Below are 16,682 nucleotides of genomic sequence, written 5' to 3'. Positions count from 1 at the left end.
AGCTTAGTCGACTGCATAACTATTAAATAAATCCACTGTTGAGACTGTTGTTAGCTTTTTCGGTGCAAGGAAAAGTCAACCGGCTCTCTGCGCAACTTCGCAAAGCTGAGGGGGTATGATTGTATTTCGTTTAGGCTTGCTATACCGTCTTGGTGCCCGAGAAACTGAGAGACATTAGTAAGGGTTTGAAACATTGGGTATATGGCCTGAATTCTATCTGAAGGGGTCTGTCTGATGAACCCTGACTTCTATCGTAAAGGAGAACGAAAATGAAAGTTGCTGTTATTGGTGCGGCTGGTGGTATCGGCCAGGCTTTGGCTCTGCTACTGAAGAATGAACTGCCTGCCGGCTCTGACCTGGCACTTTATGATATTGCCCCTGTTACCCCTGGTGTTGCTGCTGACCTGAGCCACATCCCAACTCCTGTTTCTATCAAAGGTTATGCTGGTGAAGATCCAACCCCTGCACTTGAAGGTGCGGATGTGGTACTGATCTCTGCTGGTGTTGCCCGTAAACCAGGGATGGACCGTGCGGACCTGTTCAACGTCAATGCCGGTATTGTTAAATCACTGGCTGAAAAAATTGCGGTTGTCTGTCCAAATGCCTGTATCGGTATTATTACTAACCCGGTTAACACGACTGTGGCTATCGCGGCAGACGTTCTGAAAAAAGCCGGCGTCTACGACAAGCGTAAGCTGTTCGGTGTGACTACGCTGGATATCATCCGCTCTGAAACCTTTGTTGGTGAGCTGAAAGGCCTGAATCCGCGTGACGTGAATGTCCCTGTCATCGGCGGCCACTCAGGTGTGACTATCCTGCCTCTGCTGTCCCAGGTTGAAGGTGTTGAGTTCACTGAAGAAGAAGTGAAAGCACTGACTCCTCGCATCCAGAATGCGGGTACTGAAGTGGTTGAAGCCAAAGCGGGCGGCGGTTCTGCCACTCTGTCTATGGGTCAGGCGGCTTGTCGTTTTGGTCTGGCGCTGGTGCGTGCCCTGCAGGGTGAGCAAAATGTGGTTGAGTGCGCTTACGTGGAAGGTAACGGCCAGCACGCTCGCTTCTTCGCTCAGCCAGTTCGTCTGGGCAAAGACGGTGTGGAAGAAGTGCTGGATTACGGCAGCCTGAGCGCGTTCGAGCAGAATGCCCTGGACAGCATGCTGGATACCCTGAAAGGCGATATCGCTCTGGGTGAAGAGTTCGCGGCGAAATAAGCCCGTACCGACACCAGGCTTTCATAGCCTGACGACAATGAACAAAGCGGCCCTCCGGCCGCTTTGTTGTTTCTGGCACGGGTAATTAAGGGGATTGCTCAGTAATAGTCGCCGCAGCCGCTGTGCAGCTGAGGTTCGTCAGTCAGTTCACTGCACGGGATATGGATCCTTTTATGATCCTTCAGATTCTCGATCAATGCAGTGTCATGATCCGGATCTATCTCGATCACTTCCGCGATCCCCTGCGGGTATTCAACCCACATTCCCTTTTTCAGTTGATTGGCTTGCATGCGTCACCTCCGTCTTGGGAAGAAACGGTCAGGGCACAGGTCTCCCTTTACCTTGTATAACTATAGCGTAAAGAGAATTTGAGCTCAGTGCAGAGCCATCCCGTGAGTGAAACCGTGTCTGTGCAGCTGGGTTGCCGGGGCTATGGAACTAGAAACCGCAGCAAGAGAGCGCAACAAAAAACGGCCTGGACAAGAGTCAGGCCGTTTTCGCTGAAGGGGCGGGTTTATTTGGTGCGATTGACCGACAGCCGGGCGACCGCGATCAGCGCATCTTTGTATTCGCTTTCAGCAAGTACCGACAGGGCGGCAATGGCTTTATCTGCTTCTTCTTCAGCACGTTGCTGAGTGTAAGCCAGAGAGCCGTGCTCTTCCATACAGGCCAGAATCGGTTGCAGTTTATCCAGCCCGTTGCCTTGCTCTATCGCGGCGCGAATCATGGCGGTTTGCTCTGGGTTACCGTGGTGCATGGCGTGAAGCAGCGGCAGGGTAGGTTTACCTTCCGCCAGATCATCCCCCACGTTCTTGCCCATCTCCTCGCCATCGGCGTTGTAATCAAGCACATCGTCGATGAGCTGGAAGGCGGTACCAAGATAACGGCCATAGTCCTGCAGGGCTGTCTCTACCTGTTCTGGTGCATCAGAAAGAATGGCTGCCACCTGAGTCGCCGCTTCAAACAGTCGCGCCGTTTTGGAGTAGATCACCTGCATATAGCTGGCTTCGGTAGTGTCAGGATCATTGCAGTTCATCAGCTGCTGGACTTCCCCTTCGGCGATCACATTGGTCGCTTCGCTCATGATGTCCAGGATCTTCAAGGATCTCAGGCTGGTCATCATCTGGAAGGAGCGGGTGTAGATATAATCACCCACCAGTACGCTGGCGGCATTGCCAAATGCGGCATTGGCGGTTGCTTTCCCGCGCCGCATATCAGATTCATCCACCACATCGTCATGGAGCAAAGTGGCGGTGTGAATAAATTCGATAAATGCCGCTGCGGTGATGTGTTTTTCACCCTGGTAACCTAGAGCTCGGGCGGCCAGAATTGCCAGAATGGGGCGCAAACGCTTGCCACCGCTGCTGACAATGTAAAATCCCAGTTGGTTGATCAGGGCGACGTCTGAAGTGAGTTGGGCCTGAATCTTTGCGTCAACCGCCGCCATGTCGTCAGCGGTGAGTGCTTGGATAGCTTTGAAATCCATGATACATCCAGCAAAATTGTTAGCCGTATCGGCGCAATCAAAATAAGAATTATGCACGCATACTACACTAAAATCTTCCCGGCTTCCTAACCTACATTGCAGCTATTTAGGCGACTTTTTCTGCTGAGCAGCTTTTCACCAATTTTCTTTAGCCAACGGCTTGCCATGTTCGGCGTTTTCCAGTAATATTCGCGCCCTATTGATGACAAGATTAAGCGCATACCCATTGCCCAATTTTGCCGTGGCAAATGGCCTATGCGGATAAGCGGAGTAAGACATGTACGCTGTTTTCCAAAGTGGTGGTAAGCAACACCGAGTAAGCGAAGGCCAAACCTTACGCTTGGAAAAACTGGACGTTGAAACTGGTGCGAACGTTGAATTTGACAAAGTTCTGCTGGTTGCTAACGGTGAAGAAGTAACAGTTGGTGCACCATTCGTTGCGGGTGGTAAAGTGACTGCTGAAGTTGTTACGCACGGTCGCGGCGATAAAGTAAAAATCGTTAAGTTCCGTCGTCGTAAGCATTCTCGTAAGCAAATGGGCCACCGTCAGTGGTTCACTGAAGTCAAAATTACTGGCATCAGCGCTTAATAATAGGAGAGTTTAGAGATGGCACACAAAAAAGCTGGCGGTTCTACTCGTAACGGCCGTGACTCAGAAAGTAAACGCCTAGGTGTTAAGCGTTTCGGTGGCGAATCTGTACTGGCAGGTAACATCATCGTTCGTCAACGTGGTACTAAGTTCCACGCTGGTAACAACGTAGGTTTGGGTAAAGACCACACTCTGTTCGCTCTGACTGATGGCAAAGTGAAATTCGAAGTGAAAGGTCCTAAAAACCGTAAATTCGTTTCTATCGAATCTGCTGAATAAGTTCAGTTTCGTTAAGAACGTGAAAGCCCTGCCTATTGGCGGGGCTTTTTGTTATGGCACAGGACAATATCAGTTTGAGTGCCTGCGGGTGTAAAGCCCTGAGAATTATTCCGATTGGTATTACAATAAAGACAGTCAGGTGGTGACATCTGGCTGGCGAAGTGAACGCCAGAGTGCGGAGAATAAGATGAAATTTGTAGATGAAGCGGTAATCCGGGTGGATGCAGGTGATGGCGGCAACGGTACTGTCAGCTTCCGCCGTGAAAAATATGTCCCCAAAGGTGGGCCTGATGGCGGTGACGGCGGTGACGGCGGTGATGTATACCTGCTGGCCGATGAAAACCTCAACACGCTGATCGATTACCGTTTCGAACGTTTTCATGCAGCTGAGCGCGGCGAAAACGGCCGCGGTGGTAACTGTACCGGTAAGCGAGGCGATGACCAGGTACTGTCTGTCCCTGTGGGTACGCGTGCCGTGGACGAAGAAACCGGTGAAGTGATCGCCGATCTGACCCAGCACGGCATGAAGATCATGGTCGCCAAAGGCGGTTTCCACGGTTTGGGTAACACCCGGTTCAAGTCCTCGGTCAACCGTGCACCACGTCAGAAGACCATGGGCACCAAAGGTGAGATTCGTCACCTGCGCCTGGAGCTGCTGCTGCTGGCGGACGTCGGCATGCTGGGTTTGCCGAATGCCGGTAAATCGACCTTTATCCGCGCTGTATCGGCCGCTAAGCCAAAAGTGGCGGATTATCCGTTTACCACCTTAGTGCCTAGCCTGGGTGTGGTACGGGTCGATAGCGAGCGCAGTTTCGTGGTCGCTGATATTCCTGGTCTGATCGAAGGCGCTGCCGACGGTGCCGGTCTGGGTATTCGCTTCCTGAAACACCTGGAGCGTTGCCGTGTGTTGCTGCACATGATCGATCTGCTGCCGGCAGACGGTTCGGATCCGGTGGAAAACGCCTTCACTATCCTCAATGAGCTGGAGCAGTACAGCGAGAAGCTGGTGAACAAGCCGCGTTGGATCCTCTTTAACAAAGTTGATCTGCTGCAGGAAGAGGAAGCTCAGGCGAAGATCGAGGAAGTGCTGGAAGCACTGGCATGGGATGAGAAGTACTTCTGTATTTCTGCCCTGAACCGTACCGGTATCAAGCCATTGACCTATGAGCTGATGGATTTGATTGACTCCATTCCTCAGGCCCTGGTCGAAGAAGACGAAACTGAAGAAACCAAAGTCGATTTCAAGTGGGACGATTACCACGAGCAGCAACTGAAGAAAAGTGCTGCGAAAAGCGACGACGACGACGATGACGACTGGGATGATTGGAACGAAGACGATTACGACGTCGAAATCATTTACAAGCCGTAACTGGCCGTCTGATGTGAAAAACCGCTCTTTGGAGCGGTTTTTTTGTGCCTCATCAAATTGATCTTTCTCTTAGCGGAGATAATGATCAACAGAAAAAGCGCTGAGGGAGTCATGATGCAGCCGGTTACAGTTAAAACGGAACGGGAGATTGCCCGGATAGTCGCTCAGGTTGGCCAGCGGCTGTTACAGCATGGCGCGGAATCTGCGGTGGTGGTGGATGTCAGTCAGCGTGTCGGCCTGGCACTGGGGGTGGATGAGGTCAACATTGCGCTGACCGCCAATGCCATTGTGGTTACTGTGCATGTGGAAGGGCATTGTCTGACGACCACGCGCCGCTGCCGGGATCATGGGATCAATATGGCGGTTGTCACCCGGATCCATCATTTGTGCATCATGGCGGAAAAGGGGCTGCTGGATCCTGCGGCCATGACGAAGCGTCTGTCTGCCATTGAGCCCCAGCGCTATCCGCCGCTGCTGGTGATCCTGATGATCGGTCTGTCCTGCGCTGCATTCTGTCTTCTGGCCGGCGGCGATCTGACTGTGGCCCTGATTACCTTGTTCGCTGCATCTGCCGCCATGGCGCTGCGCCTGGTGATGGCGCTGCGCCTGGTGATGGCGCACCATCATTTCAATCCGCTGCTGACCTTTGCTGCCGCTGCCTTTGTCGCGACGGCTATCTCAGCTTCTGCCCCTTTGTTCGAGCTGGGTAATCAGCCCTTTCTGGCAATGGCATCGTCGGTATTATTGCTGGTGCCGGGTTTTCCGCTGATTAATGCTGTCGCCGATATGGTGTCAGGTTTCGTGAATCTGGGCATTTCGCGCTGGGTGATGGCCAGTTTACTGACCTTGTCGACCAGCCTGGGCATAGTGGCGGCGATGAACCTGTTTAATGTCTGGGGGTGGCTGGTATGACGCTCTGGCAATCGCTGTACGCATTGACTGCAGATATGATGCTGGCCGCGATTCCGGCTGTCGGGTTTGCCATGGTATTTAATGTGCCGGTCAGGGCGCTGAAGTACTGCGCCATGGCGGGGGCGCTCGGTCACGGTTGCCGTTTTGTGCTCATGCATCAGGGCATGCCGATTGAATGGGCAAGCTTCTTTGCCGCTTTGCTGGTCGGGATGACAGGGATCATCTGGTCACGTCGGCTGCTGGCGCCGCCTCATGTGTTCACCGTGGCGGCCGTGATCCCCATGGTGCCCGGTGTCTATGCATTTAAGACCATGATTGCGCTGGTGGATCTCAATCAGCATGGCTTTTCCCCTGAGATCTGGCAGCGCATGGCCGAAAACGGGATCACCGCAGCCTTTACCGTGGCAGCGCTGGCCATAGGGCTGGCAATGCCCGGCTTAATGTTTTATCGTCGCCGACCAGTGATTTAAAAGGGAGTCGACGTGTGAAGATCAGTATGGTTGCCGCCATGGCAAAAGATCGTGTGATTGGCAAAGACAACGCCATGCCCTGGCACTTGCCAGCCGATTTTGCCTGGTTTAAAAAAGTCACCATGGGCAAACCTGTTGTCATGGGACGCAAAACGTTTGAATCCATTGGCCGGCCTTTGCCGGGGCGGCACAATATTGTGATCAGCCGCAACCCGGACTTTACCGCCGACGGCGTGACAGTGGTGGCGGATCTCCGTGCCGCCCAGCTTGCTGCAGGGCAGGTCGATGAGTTGATGATTATCGGTGGCGGCAGCGTGTATGCAGAATGTCTGCCGGTCGCAGACTGTCTCTATCTGACCTTTATCGATCTCAGTGTCGAGGGAGATACTTGCTTCCCGGACTGGGGAGACGGCTGGCGGCAGACACACAGCGAGCACTACGCGGCCGATGAGAAAAATGCCCACCACATGGAATTTGTGATACTGGAGCGCCAGTAAGCCTGCCTGCCGCTGTTTTCTTGCTTCCGGCTCTGGCCGTTACCATGCCAACAGTTTGGCCTGGTAACGTGTGCCTGCTAGCCGCTCTCAAGGGGTAAGCGGCGAGCTGAGTGAGCGGAGAAAAAACCTTGGCCCTGTCAGAGTCTGTCTTGCTGGAATTGCTGCTGGTCTTCCCAGCGCAGCATAGTGAGCTGATGGCCCCAGACACACCCGGTGTCCAGTCCGATCGCCTTGTCATCCTGATAGCCCATCAGTGAGGCCCAGTGGCCGAAAATAACGGTTTTACCCAGCGGCTGCGTGCGTGGAAAGCGGAACCAGGGCAGCAGGTGATCTGTGCCCGGTTCGCCCGGTGGCTGCTTGCAATGCATCTCCAGCCGGCCATCGGGATACAGGTAGCGCATCCGGGTCAGCGCATTGATGGTGTAGCGTAACCGGTCCAGCCCAGACAGCTCAGGATCCCACAGGGCAGGTTCATTGCCGTACATATTGCTCAGCAGCCACTGCTGGTGCTCGCTTTGCAGCATGGCTTCGACGTCTCGCGCGCAGCGGCGGGCATCGTCGAGCTGCCATTGCGGCGGAATACCGGCATGGACCATGACAACAGGGTGTGTGGGGTGTTCGGCCAGCAGAGGCTGGCGGCTGAGCCAGTCAAGCAATGCGTCGCTGTCGCTGGCCTGCAAAATCGGATCAATCTGATCTTTCTGCTTGGCCTTGCCTATACCCCGGGCCACAGCCAGTAAGTGCAAGTCGTGGTTGCCCAGCACGCTGGTGGCACTGCTGCCCAGTGATTTCACCAAACGCAGGGTGGCCAGAGAGTCCGGCCCGCGGGCAACCAGATCGCCGGCCAGCCAGAGTTCATCATGTTGTTCACTGAAGCCCACACGCTCGAGAAGCGCGCAGAGTTCTCGGTAACAGCCCTGAATATCACCGACCAGATAGGTTGCCATTATCGCCTCTGTTTAGTGCAGAATATTGGGGATAGCCAAACGGAAAGGCAGGATGTCGGCATTGAACTCGTTACCGTGGTCGTCGACCATGACGTAATGGCCTTCCATCACACCCAGTGGTGTTTCTATGATGGTACCGCTGGTATAGGTGTATTCATCATTGGGGGCTATGGTAGGTTGTTCTCCGACCACACCTTCCCCTTCCACCACCAGTTTCTTGCCATTGGCATCTGTGATCAGCCAGCGGCGGCGAAGCAGTTGTGCGTTGCCCTGGCCCAGATTGCAAATGGTAATGGTGTACGAAAAGACGTAGCGGTTCTGTTCAGGCTCAGACTGGTCATCAATGTAATGGGTGATGACCCGGCATTTGATGGTAGGGATAACTTTGTTGTTCACCTTGCTGCTTCCTTTCTGATACGACAATGCCTTTGTGCAAGGCAGTTGCCGGGCGCCATGGCCCGGCACATTACTTAGTGGCTGTGGTTGGCATCCAGCCAGTTAGCCATAGACACAAACTGTTCAAGTGTCAGGTTTTCCGGACGCGAGCCAGGGTTAATGCCCAGGCTTTCCAGCGTGTCCACGTCCATGATGGCTTTAAAGCAGTTACGTACCGTCTTACGGCGCTGGTTAAAGCCATCCCGGCAAACACGGTCCAGCCATTTCAGGTTAGTACAAGGATGCGGCAATGTTTCATACGGTGCCAGCCGAACCACAGCAGAATCCACTTTGGGTGCGGGTTTGAAGGCGCTTGGCGGCACTTCAAGCACTGGCATCACTTTGCAGTAATATTGCGCCATCACGGTCAGGCGGCCATAGGCTTTGGTGCCCGGGCCGGCAGCCAGACGGTTGACCACTTCTTTCTGCAGCATGAAATGCATATCTTCAATATGCTGGTGGAAACTGAACAGGTGGAACATCAGCGGCGTTGAAATGTTGTAAGGCAGGTTGCCAAAAATCCGCAGTTTGTTGTTTTCCCTGATCAGCTGAGTGAAGTCGAAACGCATGGCATCGCCTTCATGGATCGTCAGCTTGCCGGACAGATCCGGGTGATTGCGTAAACGCTCGGCCAGATCGCGGTCCAGCTCAATCACAGTAAACTTATCGACCTGTTTACCGACAGGCTCGGTCAGTGCGCCCAGACCGGGACCGATTTCAACCAGATTCTGGCCCGGTCTCGGGTTAATCGAGGCGACAATGTTGTCGATGATGTATTCGTCGTGCAAGAAGTTCTGGCCAAAGCGCTTACGGGCGCGGTGGCCTAAATGGACCTGATCACTGCTCATTGTTTTTTATCTACCATTTCGATGGCGTGGGTAAGCGCTGTCCAGAGGCTCCCTGTGTCCGCCTGTCCGGTACCGGCGAGTTCCAATGCGGTACCATGATCAACTGATGTTCGGATAAAAGGTAATCCCAGAGTGATATTGACGGCATTACCGAACCCTTTGAATTTCAGCACTGGCAGACCCTGATCGTGGTACATCGCCAGCACGGCATCGGCTTCGGCCAGGTATTTATCCTGGAAAATGGTATCGGCTGGCAGCGGGCCAACCAGATCCATACCGTCCTGCTCTCTCAGAACATTCAAGGCCGGCGTGATCACTTCGATCTCTTCCCGGCCCAAGTGGCCATCTTCACCGGCATGCGGGTTGAGGCCACAGACATAAATTTTCGGCTGTTTGATGCCAAACTTGCTGATCAGATCGGCATGCAGCACCCGAATCACCTGATGAATACGATCTTCGGTCACCGCTTTGGCCACATAAGCCAGCGGAATGTGGGTGGTCACCAGCGCCACACGCAGCCCTTCGGTTGCCAGCATCATCACCACCTGATTGGATTGTGCCTGCTGGGCGAAAAATTCTGTGTGTCCGCTGAATGAGACGCCCGCACGGTTAATGATGCCCTTATGCACCGGCCCGGTGACCAGTGCGGCAAATTCGCCGTCCATATTGCCTTCGGCAGCACGGCGGAGGGTGTCCAGCACGTAATGACCGTTGTGCTCGTCAAGCTGGCCTGGGGTCACACTGGCTTTCAGCTGGTGGCTGTCTACCACCAGAGTGCCCGCACGGTGCGGCTGGGCCGGACGGCTTGGATCATAGTTGATGATTTCCAGCGGTAAGCCCAGTAGGGCCGCACGTTCTGCCATAAGTTCGGCGTTGGCACAAACTACCAGCTCGTGCGGCCACGGCTGTTGCGCCAGTGCCACGACGAGATCCGGGCCAATACCCGCCGGTTCTCCCGGCGTGATGGCAATACGTTTAACCTTGTTCATCATCAAATCCTGGTTGTTCAATATAGGCGCCGGCCCGCAGTTCCTGCAGCCACGCCTGGGCTTCCTCGTTAAATTTACGGCTGAAGAGAATCCGGTAAGCACGGTTCTTCGCGGCCGCATCGGTGCGGTCAACCTGACGGCGATCCAGCACTTCCACAATATGCCAGCCGTGTACCGTCTGGAACGGTTCACTGACGGTGCCTGCAGGCAGGGTTTCAACCTGCTGTTTGAATTCAGGGACGTAAATATCTGGCGTCTGCCAGCCCAGTTCACCGCCATTGGCCGCAGAGCCCGGATCGGCACTCAGTGCCTGGGCAGCATCAGCAAAGCTGCGCTTACCGGCGATAATGTCCTGGCGAACCTGCTCGAGCTGTTTCTTCGCTCCTTCATCGCTGAGGATGACAGAAGTTTTCAGCAGGATGTGGCGGGCATTGATTTCGGTGACTGAGACAGTCTCCTGGCCTTTCACATCATTGATTTTGAGAATGTGGTAACCCACACCGCTGCGGAATGGCCCTATGATAGCACCTTTCCCCTGACCTTGGATCTGATCGGCAAAGATAGTCGGCATTTCTTCCGGGCTCATCCAGCCCCAGGCACCCCCTTGCAGGGCTTTGGGACCATTGGACGCACTGTAGGCCAGGTTGGTGAAATCAGCCCCCTGGTTCAATTGCGCCAGCAGTTCGTTGGCTTTGCGCTCAGCCGTCTGGCGTTCAGACTGACTGGCGCCTTCGCCCAGGCGGATCAGGATATGGCTGACATTGTATTGCACGCTTTCCTGCTGCTGCTGGCCCAGTTGGGTCACCAGGCTGTCCACTTCCTGCGGCAGAATATTGATCCGGCGGCGCACCATAATGGTACGGGCTTCGCTGGCAGTCAGGTCACGGCGGATTTGCTCGCGGAAAATCGGGTAGCTGATGCCACCGGCCGCCAGCTCTTGCTGCAGCTGGGCCAGGGACATATTTTGCTCGGCAGCAATCTGGCTGATCGCCTGATCCAGGCGATTGTCATCAATACGGATACCAAATTGCTCTGCCTGTTGCAGCTGCAGGGTTTCCATGATGAGTTTTTCCATCACCTGATTGACCAGAATGCTGTCGTCCGGCAGGGGTTGCCCCTGACGCGCCGCATTGAGGTGGACGGTTTTCAGCATCGCATCGACATCGCTTTGCAGGATAACGCTGTCGTTAACAATAGTGACCACTTTGTCCAGCGGCTGCAGGGCGGCCAGTGAACCGGTTGTCAGGCCCAGAAGAGTCAGGCCGAGAATAAAAGACTTCCACATTTTCATATCCGTATCCAGGGCGCTTCAATGCGCGGTTGGTTAGGGCGGGCCTTGGCCCGGCCTGTTAATTGTTCAGGTAGAAAGGTCGTCCGTATGCAATGGCATTGCCACTGGCTGACGACGCGCCGACAGGTGGGACCCCAGCCAGACCAAGCAGTGAGAACGAGATACTGAAGTTCTGCTCGTACTCAACCGGCTGGGTGTTGACGTTGCTGCGCGCCACCATGTACTGGTTGTAGCCCAGCGTGATCATCCAGCAGTCGGAGCGGTAATTGAGCGAGACCTGGCCTTCCACCATCTGGTTTTCTGTGACATCGTGGTAGTAATCCCCCCGCACACTCAGTCCGGCGTGAATCGGGAACCCGGTTGAGAAGCCAACCTGAGAAATACCTTCCTCGGTGTAATTATCTATCTGGTTGTTATCCGGCAGGCTCTGCTGGATGTACTCTTTTGACACGTAGCGGTAGTTCAGCTGGCTGAACAGGCCGCCTTCGCGGTATTCCAGCGCGGCGTTGGCAAACTGCATGTCTTTTTCACTGGCATCGTATTGCAGGCCGCCGTGGAAGAAGAGCCAGTCATTAAAGTTGAAATCAGACTCAAACGCCGAGGCAGAATAATTCGGCTGAGACTCGCCTTCTTCCTGCAAATTCCGGCCGGAATCGTTGAGGTAGAAAATCTGGCCAAAGGCAAGATTGAAGCGCTCTTTCAGGTTGCTGTCGAAAAAGCGGGTGGTGGCACCGACGGTAAACTGGTTGGCGGCGGCAATGCGGTCGACACTGGAGTAGCGGCGATCACGGAACAAACCGTAATAATCGGTTTGCAGGATAGTGGTGTCGTATGAGCCGTAAATGTCGCTCTGCTCCACATCCTTGATGTACAGGTACTGGAGTTGCGGCTCCAGACTCTGGACATAGGCATCACCGAACAGGTCGGTATCCCGCTCGAAATACAAGCCCGTCAGCATCCGCAGACTGGGCACAGTCCGGGACGCGGTTTCTTCCAGATCTTCCAGACCGGCGATTGTGGGATCGAACTCCTGATTGTAGTAGGTGTACATCAGCTTGGCTTCTGTGGTCATTGACCACCAGGGGGTTGCGAACGGCAGCGTCAGAGACGGCTCTAAATGGACACGGTCGGCGGATGGTTTCGTCGAGTCGTCATTTTCAAACCGGCTGATATGGCTCAGGAAGCCAAAGTCCAGATCATAACCCAGCTCAGGCTCGTAGTAGTTGAAGGTCAGCTGCGGCATCAAACGGTAGTTGGACGACACACCCGGCGTCAGCGGCTGGAAATTTCTGACCCGTAAGGTCGAGTTCCATTTTTCTTCCTGGTAGGTCACTTCGCCGGTTTGCAGCAGGTTGTTGTCTTCCCGGCGGCCGATCTCTGAATCGACATCCGAGAAATAGGTCACGTCACTGACCTTGCTGTAATCAATGTTGAACAGCCAGTTATCCTGATACCGGCCGTTGTGTGACCAGTTGTAGGCCCAGCGAGCATCGTCAGTATCTGAGGCTTCATCGCTGCCGAGATATTCCCCTTTCAGGCTGCCTTCTCCCAGATCAGTGAGATAACGGAACTGGCTGTTGAGCTGCAGGCCGCGGTTACTCATGTATTTCGGGGTAAAGGTCAGATCGTAGTTAGGGGCAATATTCCAGTAAAACGGGGTTTCCAGCTCAAAACCGTCACGGGAGCCGTAACTTACGGTCGGATAGAGAAAACCGGTCAGCCGCTCGTCACCGACAGGCACACGCAGGTAAGGCATGTAGAACACCGGCACATCCAGTACTTCGAACCGGGCGTTATACAGGTCGGCAAACGGTGAATCAGCTTCACGTTCAATGCTGGTGGCGGTAAATTGCCAGCTTTTATCCCCGGGCGGACAGGTGGTGTAGGTGCCGTTGCGCAGGCGATAATAAGTCATGCCCTGCTTTTCAATTTTGGTGGCTTCACCCCGGCCGGCTTCGCAGGTCAGGCTGTAGACGGCGTTATTGATTTCGGCGTCGTCGGTATCCAGGTTGTTGTGCATGCTGTCAGCGTAGACTTCAATGCTGCCATCGTGGAAATACACGTTGCCTTTGGCACTGACAGTATTGTTTTGCTGGTTCATGGTCGCGACATCGGCCGCCACGGTCCGGTTGGATTGCCGAACGACCACATCGCCGGAGTAGGTCACGCTGGCGTCGCTGTCCGCCTCTGCCTTATCGGCGGTGATTCTGATCGGGGCATTATTGGGATCACCGTCACTGGGATCCGGGGTCAGGCACATGCCTTTGACCAGGGCGAGTTCTTCCTCTGCCGTCGGGCTGGCTTCATTCTCAATGAGGGCATCATTGGCGAAAGATGACGGGCCATATAAAGCTATGCTGATCATGGTCGCCAATAAGCTGCGAGAAGTGAATGACATTGAGATTTAATTTCCTGTGTTCATGATATAGCGCAAAGGTGTCCAGACCGGCCCTGCCGTCCCCGCAATAAAGGCTGCTATGATAAAGCAATTTCTGCTTATCGGCATCTCTATGGGACCCTGTATTCATCGGACCGGATAAATTCATTATTGTTTTTTCTGCTATTATGCCGCGAGGTCTTTATCAGACGGCGCTGTGCTTTATGGCAGCAAGTCACGCTGATAAACCTATCTATTTTCGTAAGACTAGACGGCATTCGTGGGCACAATTTAGCAAATTACCAGAGAGTATAACATGCAGGTGTTGGGCAAGATTTTAGGGGCATTTTTTGGTTTCCTTCTTGGTGGACCTATCGGGTTGTTATTAGGCATCTTTTTGGGTCATAAGTTCGATCGGGCGCGTGCCGGTGTGTATCAGGGCGGCAGTTTTGGCCGTTTTAGCCAGGGTCAGGCTGATCAGCATGAACGTCAGGCGGCGTTTTTTCATGCGGCGTTTGCTGTGATGGGCCATATGGCCAAAGCGAAAGGTCGGGTGACCCAGGAGGAAATTCGTGTTGCCAGCGCCATTATGGACCGGATGCAACTGCACGGCGAAGCACGCCGGCTGGCTCAGGAAGCTTTCCGCGATGGTAAATCAGAAGATTTTCCCCTTCAGGAGGTGCTGACCCGGGTGCGCCAGCAAGGGACGGGCCGGCTCGATTTGCTGCAGTTTTTTCTCGAATTGCAGATCCAGGCCGCGTTTGCCGACGGCAGCCTGCATCCGAAAGAGCGCCAGTTACTGTTCGTGATTGGCCGTGCGCTGGGTTTTTCCGATCAGCAGCTGGAAAGGCGTCTGCATATGCAAGAAGCGGCGTTTCGTTTTCAGCAGGGGGGCGGTTTTTATCGCCAGCAGTCACAGCAACAGCAGGGCGGTTTTCGACAGGCGCCAACCCGGGATCAGCTCAGTGATGCGTATGAACTGCTGGGGGTAGCAAAAGAAGCCAGTCCGAAAGATCTGAAACGTGCTTACCGTAAACTGATGAACGAGCACCATCCGGACAAACTGGCGGCCAAAGGCTTACCGCCAGAGATGATGGAGCTGGCGAAGCAGAAAGCCCAGGAACTGACGGCAGCTTACGAGCTGATAAAAAAAGAAAAAGGCTTTAAATAAGGGCCAAGGCCCTCAGACACAGTGCTGAGGGCGGCCGGTGACAAAGCCTTCCAGATTGTCGATTAGCTGATTGGCCAGCGCCTGAATGGCCGAGTCCGCCCCCCAGGCCACATGGGGGGTCAGCAGCAGGTTGGGCAAGGCTGCGTTTGCCAGCAGCGGGTTGGACGCGTCGGCGGGCTCCCGGGTAAACACATCGCACCCGGCACCGCCCAGGTGGCCGGATCGCAGCGCCTCAACCAGATCCTCTTCGTTAACCAGCCCGCCGCGGCCGGTATTGATCAGCAGGCTGCCGGGCTTCATGTGTGCCAGCTCTGGTGCCGCAATCAAATTTGTTGTTTCCTCACTGAGCGGACAGTGCAGCGTAATCGCATCGGCGGTTTGCAGCACCTGCTCAAAAGGCAGGTAGCCCGCGCGGCACTGGCTGGCACCTTTGCGCTCGGCAAACACGACTTTCATGCCAATCGCTGCCGCCAGCCGGGCGACCGCCTGTCCCAGACTGCCGCTGCCGATCACTCCCAGCGTGCTGCCGGCCACATCGCCAATCGGGTGGCTGAAAAAACAAAACTGTTTCTTCTCCTGCCAGACGCCGGCCTGAATATCTTTGTGGTACGCAAACAGGTTGCGTTTGAGCGCAAACAGCATGGCAATGACATGCTCCGGCACCGAGCCGGTGGCATAACCGCGAATGTTACTGACCACTATGCCGTGCTCGCGGCAGTAGTCCAGATCGACATTATTGGTGCCTGTGGCGGCAATGGCGATCATTTTCAGCTGCGGCAACTGGCGCAGCGTGTCAGCATTGAGCACCACTTTATTGGTGATGGCGATGGTGGCCTGTTGCAGCCGTTCAACAAGCTGCGCCGAAGAGGTGGTCGGGTATTCCTGCCAGTGGTGCGCAAAGGCCGGGCGGGGCAGGGTGATCTGATGGGGGATGGTATCGCGATCGAGAAAAACTATCTGGTGCATCACTCTGGCTCCCTGCTGATGCTGTGGTTGATGGCACACAGTAAACACCAGCGAGGGGCAGGCTGCAAGTTGGGCAAACAAGTCTGCCGACTCAGAGGTCGGCAGCTAAGGCCGGTTGTACTTTACAGCGTCCGCTCGGGCGCGTCGGGATAGAATTCGCACGGTGCGAACACATGACGTGCTTCGTTGCTGTAGGGGTGGAAGAAGCTCAGTTCCGCCGCGTGCAGTTGCAGGCGGGGGGCCAGTGCTTTGGCCTGATCATGGGCATAGAAACCATCGCCCAGGATCGGGTGGCCCAGCGCCAGCATGTGGACGCGAAGCTGATGAGAGCGTCCTGTGACCGGGCGCAGTCGGACTAAACTGCTCAGGCCGTCACTGGCAATCACCTCATAATGGGTCACCGAGGGTTTGCCGTGCTCAAAACAGACTTTCTGCATCGGGCGGTTGGGCCAGTCGCAAATCAGCGGCAGATCTATGGTGCCGCTTGGCTGCTCTGGTGTGCCCCAGACCCGGGCGTAATAGACTTTTTCGGTCTGACGATCACGGAACTGGGCTTTGAGGTGCCGTTCGGCATCCTTGTTGAGCGACAGTATGATCAGGCCGGAAGTGGCCATGTCCAGACGATGCACAATCTGCGCTTTGGGATGCTCGGCCAGCACGCGGTGAAACACGCTGTCGGCATGCGCCGGATCGCGGCCGGGATTTGACAGCAGACCGGAAGGCTTGTTGATTGCTATGATATCGCGGTCGACATACAGAACATCCAGCCAGGGATCGGTAGGCGGGTTATAGTCCAGCGGTGGTAAGGGGTTCATGTTCGGGCTATCTCAGGTTGTACGCACAGGCAG

General features: G+C 54.9%; 18 protein-coding genes. 8 read left to right on the top strand and 10 right to left on the bottom strand.

Features of this window, described 5'->3' with window-relative positions:
- The first annotated feature begins 269 nt into the window (after positions 1-269).
- Positions 270-1,208 carry a malate dehydrogenase gene (gene mdh, locus P0Y67_RS05265; protein WP_337114439.1) on the top strand — a complete coding sequence of 313 codons (939 nt, stop codon included), beginning with the start codon at positions 270-272 and terminating at the stop codon, positions 1,206-1,208.
- A 98-nt stretch (positions 1,209-1,306) separates the two neighbouring features.
- On the opposite strand, the gene P0Y67_RS05260 is transcribed toward mdh, so the two are convergent.
- Together P0Y67_RS05260 and ispB are read right to left on the bottom strand one after the other, a co-directional pair.
- Positions 1,307-1,498, bottom strand: a complete 192-nt coding sequence (locus tag P0Y67_RS05260; protein WP_218383580.1) for a hypothetical protein — start codon at positions 1,496-1,498, stop codon at positions 1,307-1,309.
- 224 nt (positions 1,499-1,722) lie between these two features.
- On the bottom strand, positions 1,723-2,694 hold the full coding sequence (gene ispB / locus P0Y67_RS05255) for an octaprenyl diphosphate synthase (RefSeq protein WP_337114438.1): 972 nt from the start codon (positions 2,692-2,694) through the stop codon (positions 1,723-1,725).
- Between the two features lie 277 nt (positions 2,695-2,971).
- Between ispB and rplU the strand changes: the two genes are divergently transcribed.
- From rplU to folA, 6 genes are all read left to right on the top strand, one after another.
- Complete coding sequence (gene rplU / locus P0Y67_RS05250) at positions 2,972-3,283, top strand: 50S ribosomal protein L21 (protein ID WP_027251813.1); 312 nt, start codon at positions 2,972-2,974, stop codon at positions 3,281-3,283.
- 18 nt (positions 3,284-3,301) lie between these two features.
- Entirely contained in the window at positions 3,302-3,562 is a 261-nt protein-coding gene (gene rpmA, locus P0Y67_RS05245) for a 50S ribosomal protein L27 (protein WP_027251812.1), read from the top strand.
- Between the two features lie 187 nt (positions 3,563-3,749).
- Positions 3,750-4,931 (top strand): Obg family GTPase CgtA, encoded by a 1,182-nt coding sequence (gene cgtA, locus P0Y67_RS05240; protein WP_342391015.1) that lies wholly within the window; start codon positions 3,750-3,752, stop codon positions 4,929-4,931.
- Positions 4,932-5,045: 114 nt separating this feature from the next.
- A complete protein-coding gene (locus P0Y67_RS05235; protein WP_342391014.1) occupies positions 5,046-5,843 on the top strand; it encodes a threonine/serine exporter family protein in 798 nt (265 codons plus the stop codon).
- Positions 5,840-6,313, top strand: a complete 474-nt coding sequence (locus P0Y67_RS05230) for a threonine/serine exporter family protein (protein WP_342391013.1) — start codon at positions 5,840-5,842, stop codon at positions 6,311-6,313. The genes P0Y67_RS05235 and P0Y67_RS05230 overlap by 4 nt, the downstream gene beginning before the upstream one ends.
- Before the next feature lie 14 nt (positions 6,314-6,327).
- Complete coding sequence (gene folA, locus P0Y67_RS05225) at positions 6,328-6,810, top strand: type 3 dihydrofolate reductase (RefSeq protein WP_342391012.1); 483 nt, start codon at positions 6,328-6,330, stop codon at positions 6,808-6,810.
- A gap of 137 nt (positions 6,811-6,947) precedes the next feature.
- On the opposite strand, the gene P0Y67_RS05220 is transcribed toward folA, so the two are convergent.
- From P0Y67_RS05220 to lptD, 6 genes are all read right to left on the bottom strand, one after another.
- Positions 6,948-7,757 carry a symmetrical bis(5'-nucleosyl)-tetraphosphatase gene (locus P0Y67_RS05220; protein WP_342391011.1) on the bottom strand — a complete coding sequence of 270 codons (810 nt, stop codon included), beginning with the start codon at positions 7,755-7,757 and terminating at the stop codon, positions 6,948-6,950.
- A gap of 12 nt (positions 7,758-7,769) precedes the next feature.
- Entirely contained in the window at positions 7,770-8,153 is a 384-nt protein-coding gene (gene apaG, locus P0Y67_RS05215) for a Co2+/Mg2+ efflux protein ApaG (protein WP_342391010.1), read from the bottom strand.
- Between the two features lie 74 nt (positions 8,154-8,227).
- On the bottom strand, positions 8,228-9,040 hold the full coding sequence (rsmA, locus tag P0Y67_RS05210) for a 16S rRNA (adenine(1518)-N(6)/adenine(1519)-N(6))-dimethyltransferase RsmA (protein ID WP_218383568.1): 813 nt from the start codon (positions 9,038-9,040) through the stop codon (positions 8,228-8,230).
- Positions 9,037-10,029 carry a 4-hydroxythreonine-4-phosphate dehydrogenase PdxA gene (gene pdxA, locus P0Y67_RS05205; RefSeq protein ID WP_027251804.1) on the bottom strand — a complete coding sequence of 331 codons (993 nt, stop codon included), beginning with the start codon at positions 10,027-10,029 and terminating at the stop codon, positions 9,037-9,039. Before pdxA ends, rsmA begins: the two co-directional genes overlap by 4 nt.
- Positions 10,016-11,320 carry a peptidylprolyl isomerase SurA gene (gene surA, locus P0Y67_RS05200; protein WP_027251803.1) on the bottom strand — a complete coding sequence of 435 codons (1,305 nt, stop codon included), beginning with the start codon at positions 11,318-11,320 and terminating at the stop codon, positions 10,016-10,018. Before surA ends, pdxA begins: the two co-directional genes overlap by 14 nt.
- Before the next feature lie 58 nt (positions 11,321-11,378).
- Positions 11,379-13,718 carry an LPS assembly protein LptD gene (lptD, locus tag P0Y67_RS05195; RefSeq protein WP_342391009.1) on the bottom strand — a complete coding sequence of 780 codons (2,340 nt, stop codon included), beginning with the start codon at positions 13,716-13,718 and terminating at the stop codon, positions 11,379-11,381.
- Positions 13,719-14,013: 295 nt separating this feature from the next.
- Between lptD and djlA the strand changes: the two genes are divergently transcribed.
- Positions 14,014-14,868: a co-chaperone DjlA gene (gene djlA, locus P0Y67_RS05190; RefSeq protein ID WP_161444544.1), complete on the top strand. Its 855-nt coding sequence runs from the start codon at positions 14,014-14,016 to the stop codon at positions 14,866-14,868.
- A 12-nt stretch (positions 14,869-14,880) separates the two neighbouring features.
- Here the strand turns inward: djlA and P0Y67_RS05185 are convergent, their stop codons facing one another.
- Both P0Y67_RS05185 and rluA read right to left on the bottom strand, forming a co-directional pair.
- A complete protein-coding gene (locus P0Y67_RS05185; RefSeq protein ID WP_342391008.1) occupies positions 14,881-15,834 on the bottom strand; it encodes a D-2-hydroxyacid dehydrogenase in 954 nt (317 codons plus the stop codon).
- A gap of 122 nt (positions 15,835-15,956) precedes the next feature.
- Positions 15,957-16,649: a bifunctional tRNA pseudouridine(32) synthase/23S rRNA pseudouridine(746) synthase RluA gene (gene rluA / locus P0Y67_RS05180; RefSeq protein WP_342391007.1), complete on the bottom strand. Its 693-nt coding sequence runs from the start codon at positions 16,647-16,649 to the stop codon at positions 15,957-15,959.
- Positions 16,650-16,682: the final 33 nt, after the last annotated feature.

It is taken from the genome of Photobacterium sp. SP02, assembly GCF_038519165.1.
In the GTDB taxonomy this organism is placed as follows: Bacteria; Pseudomonadota; Gammaproteobacteria; order Enterobacterales; family Vibrionaceae; genus Photobacterium; species Photobacterium halotolerans.
This window is presented reverse-complemented; position numbering and strand designations above follow the sequence as displayed.

What these genes read in the sequence shown, in the direction of transcription:
- lptD (WP_342391009.1), bottom strand. Translation starts at nt 13,718, where the DNA reads ATGTCATTCACTTCTCGCAGCTTATTGGCGACCATGATCAGCATAGCT.
- djlA (WP_161444544.1), top strand. Translation starts at nt 14,014, where the DNA reads ATGCAGGTGTTGGGCAAGATTTTAGGGGCATTTTTTGGTTTCCTTCTT.
- rpmA (WP_027251812.1), top strand. Translation starts at nt 3,302, where the DNA reads ATGGCACACAAAAAAGCTGGCGGTTCTACTCGTAACGGCCGTGACTCA.
- P0Y67_RS05260 (WP_218383580.1), bottom strand. Translation starts at nt 1,498, where the DNA reads ATGCAAGCCAATCAACTGAAAAAGGGAATGTGGGTTGAATACCCGCAG.
- P0Y67_RS05220 (WP_342391011.1), bottom strand. Translation starts at nt 7,757, where the DNA reads ATGGCAACCTATCTGGTCGGTGATATTCAGGGCTGTTACCGAGAACTC.
- pdxA (WP_027251804.1), bottom strand. Translation starts at nt 10,029, where the DNA reads ATGAACAAGGTTAAACGTATTGCCATCACGCCGGGAGAACCGGCGGGT.
- rsmA (WP_218383568.1), bottom strand. Translation starts at nt 9,040, where the DNA reads ATGAGCAGTGATCAGGTCCATTTAGGCCACCGCGCCCGTAAGCGCTTT.
- cgtA (WP_342391015.1), top strand. Translation starts at nt 3,750, where the DNA reads ATGAAATTTGTAGATGAAGCGGTAATCCGGGTGGATGCAGGTGATGGC.
- rplU (WP_027251813.1), top strand. Translation starts at nt 2,972, where the DNA reads ATGTACGCTGTTTTCCAAAGTGGTGGTAAGCAACACCGAGTAAGCGAA.
- P0Y67_RS05235 (WP_342391014.1), top strand. Translation starts at nt 5,046, where the DNA reads ATGCAGCCGGTTACAGTTAAAACGGAACGGGAGATTGCCCGGATAGTC.
- rluA (WP_342391007.1), bottom strand. Translation starts at nt 16,649, where the DNA reads ATGAACCCCTTACCACCGCTGGACTATAACCCGCCTACCGATCCCTGG.
- P0Y67_RS05185 (WP_342391008.1), bottom strand. Translation starts at nt 15,834, where the DNA reads ATGCACCAGATAGTTTTTCTCGATCGCGATACCATCCCCCATCAGATC.
- P0Y67_RS05230 (WP_342391013.1), top strand. Translation starts at nt 5,840, where the DNA reads ATGACGCTCTGGCAATCGCTGTACGCATTGACTGCAGATATGATGCTG.
- ispB (WP_337114438.1), bottom strand. Translation starts at nt 2,694, where the DNA reads ATGGATTTCAAAGCTATCCAAGCACTCACCGCTGACGACATGGCGGCG.
- surA (WP_027251803.1), bottom strand. Translation starts at nt 11,320, where the DNA reads ATGAAAATGTGGAAGTCTTTTATTCTCGGCCTGACTCTTCTGGGCCTG.
- mdh (WP_337114439.1), top strand. Translation starts at nt 270, where the DNA reads ATGAAAGTTGCTGTTATTGGTGCGGCTGGTGGTATCGGCCAGGCTTTG.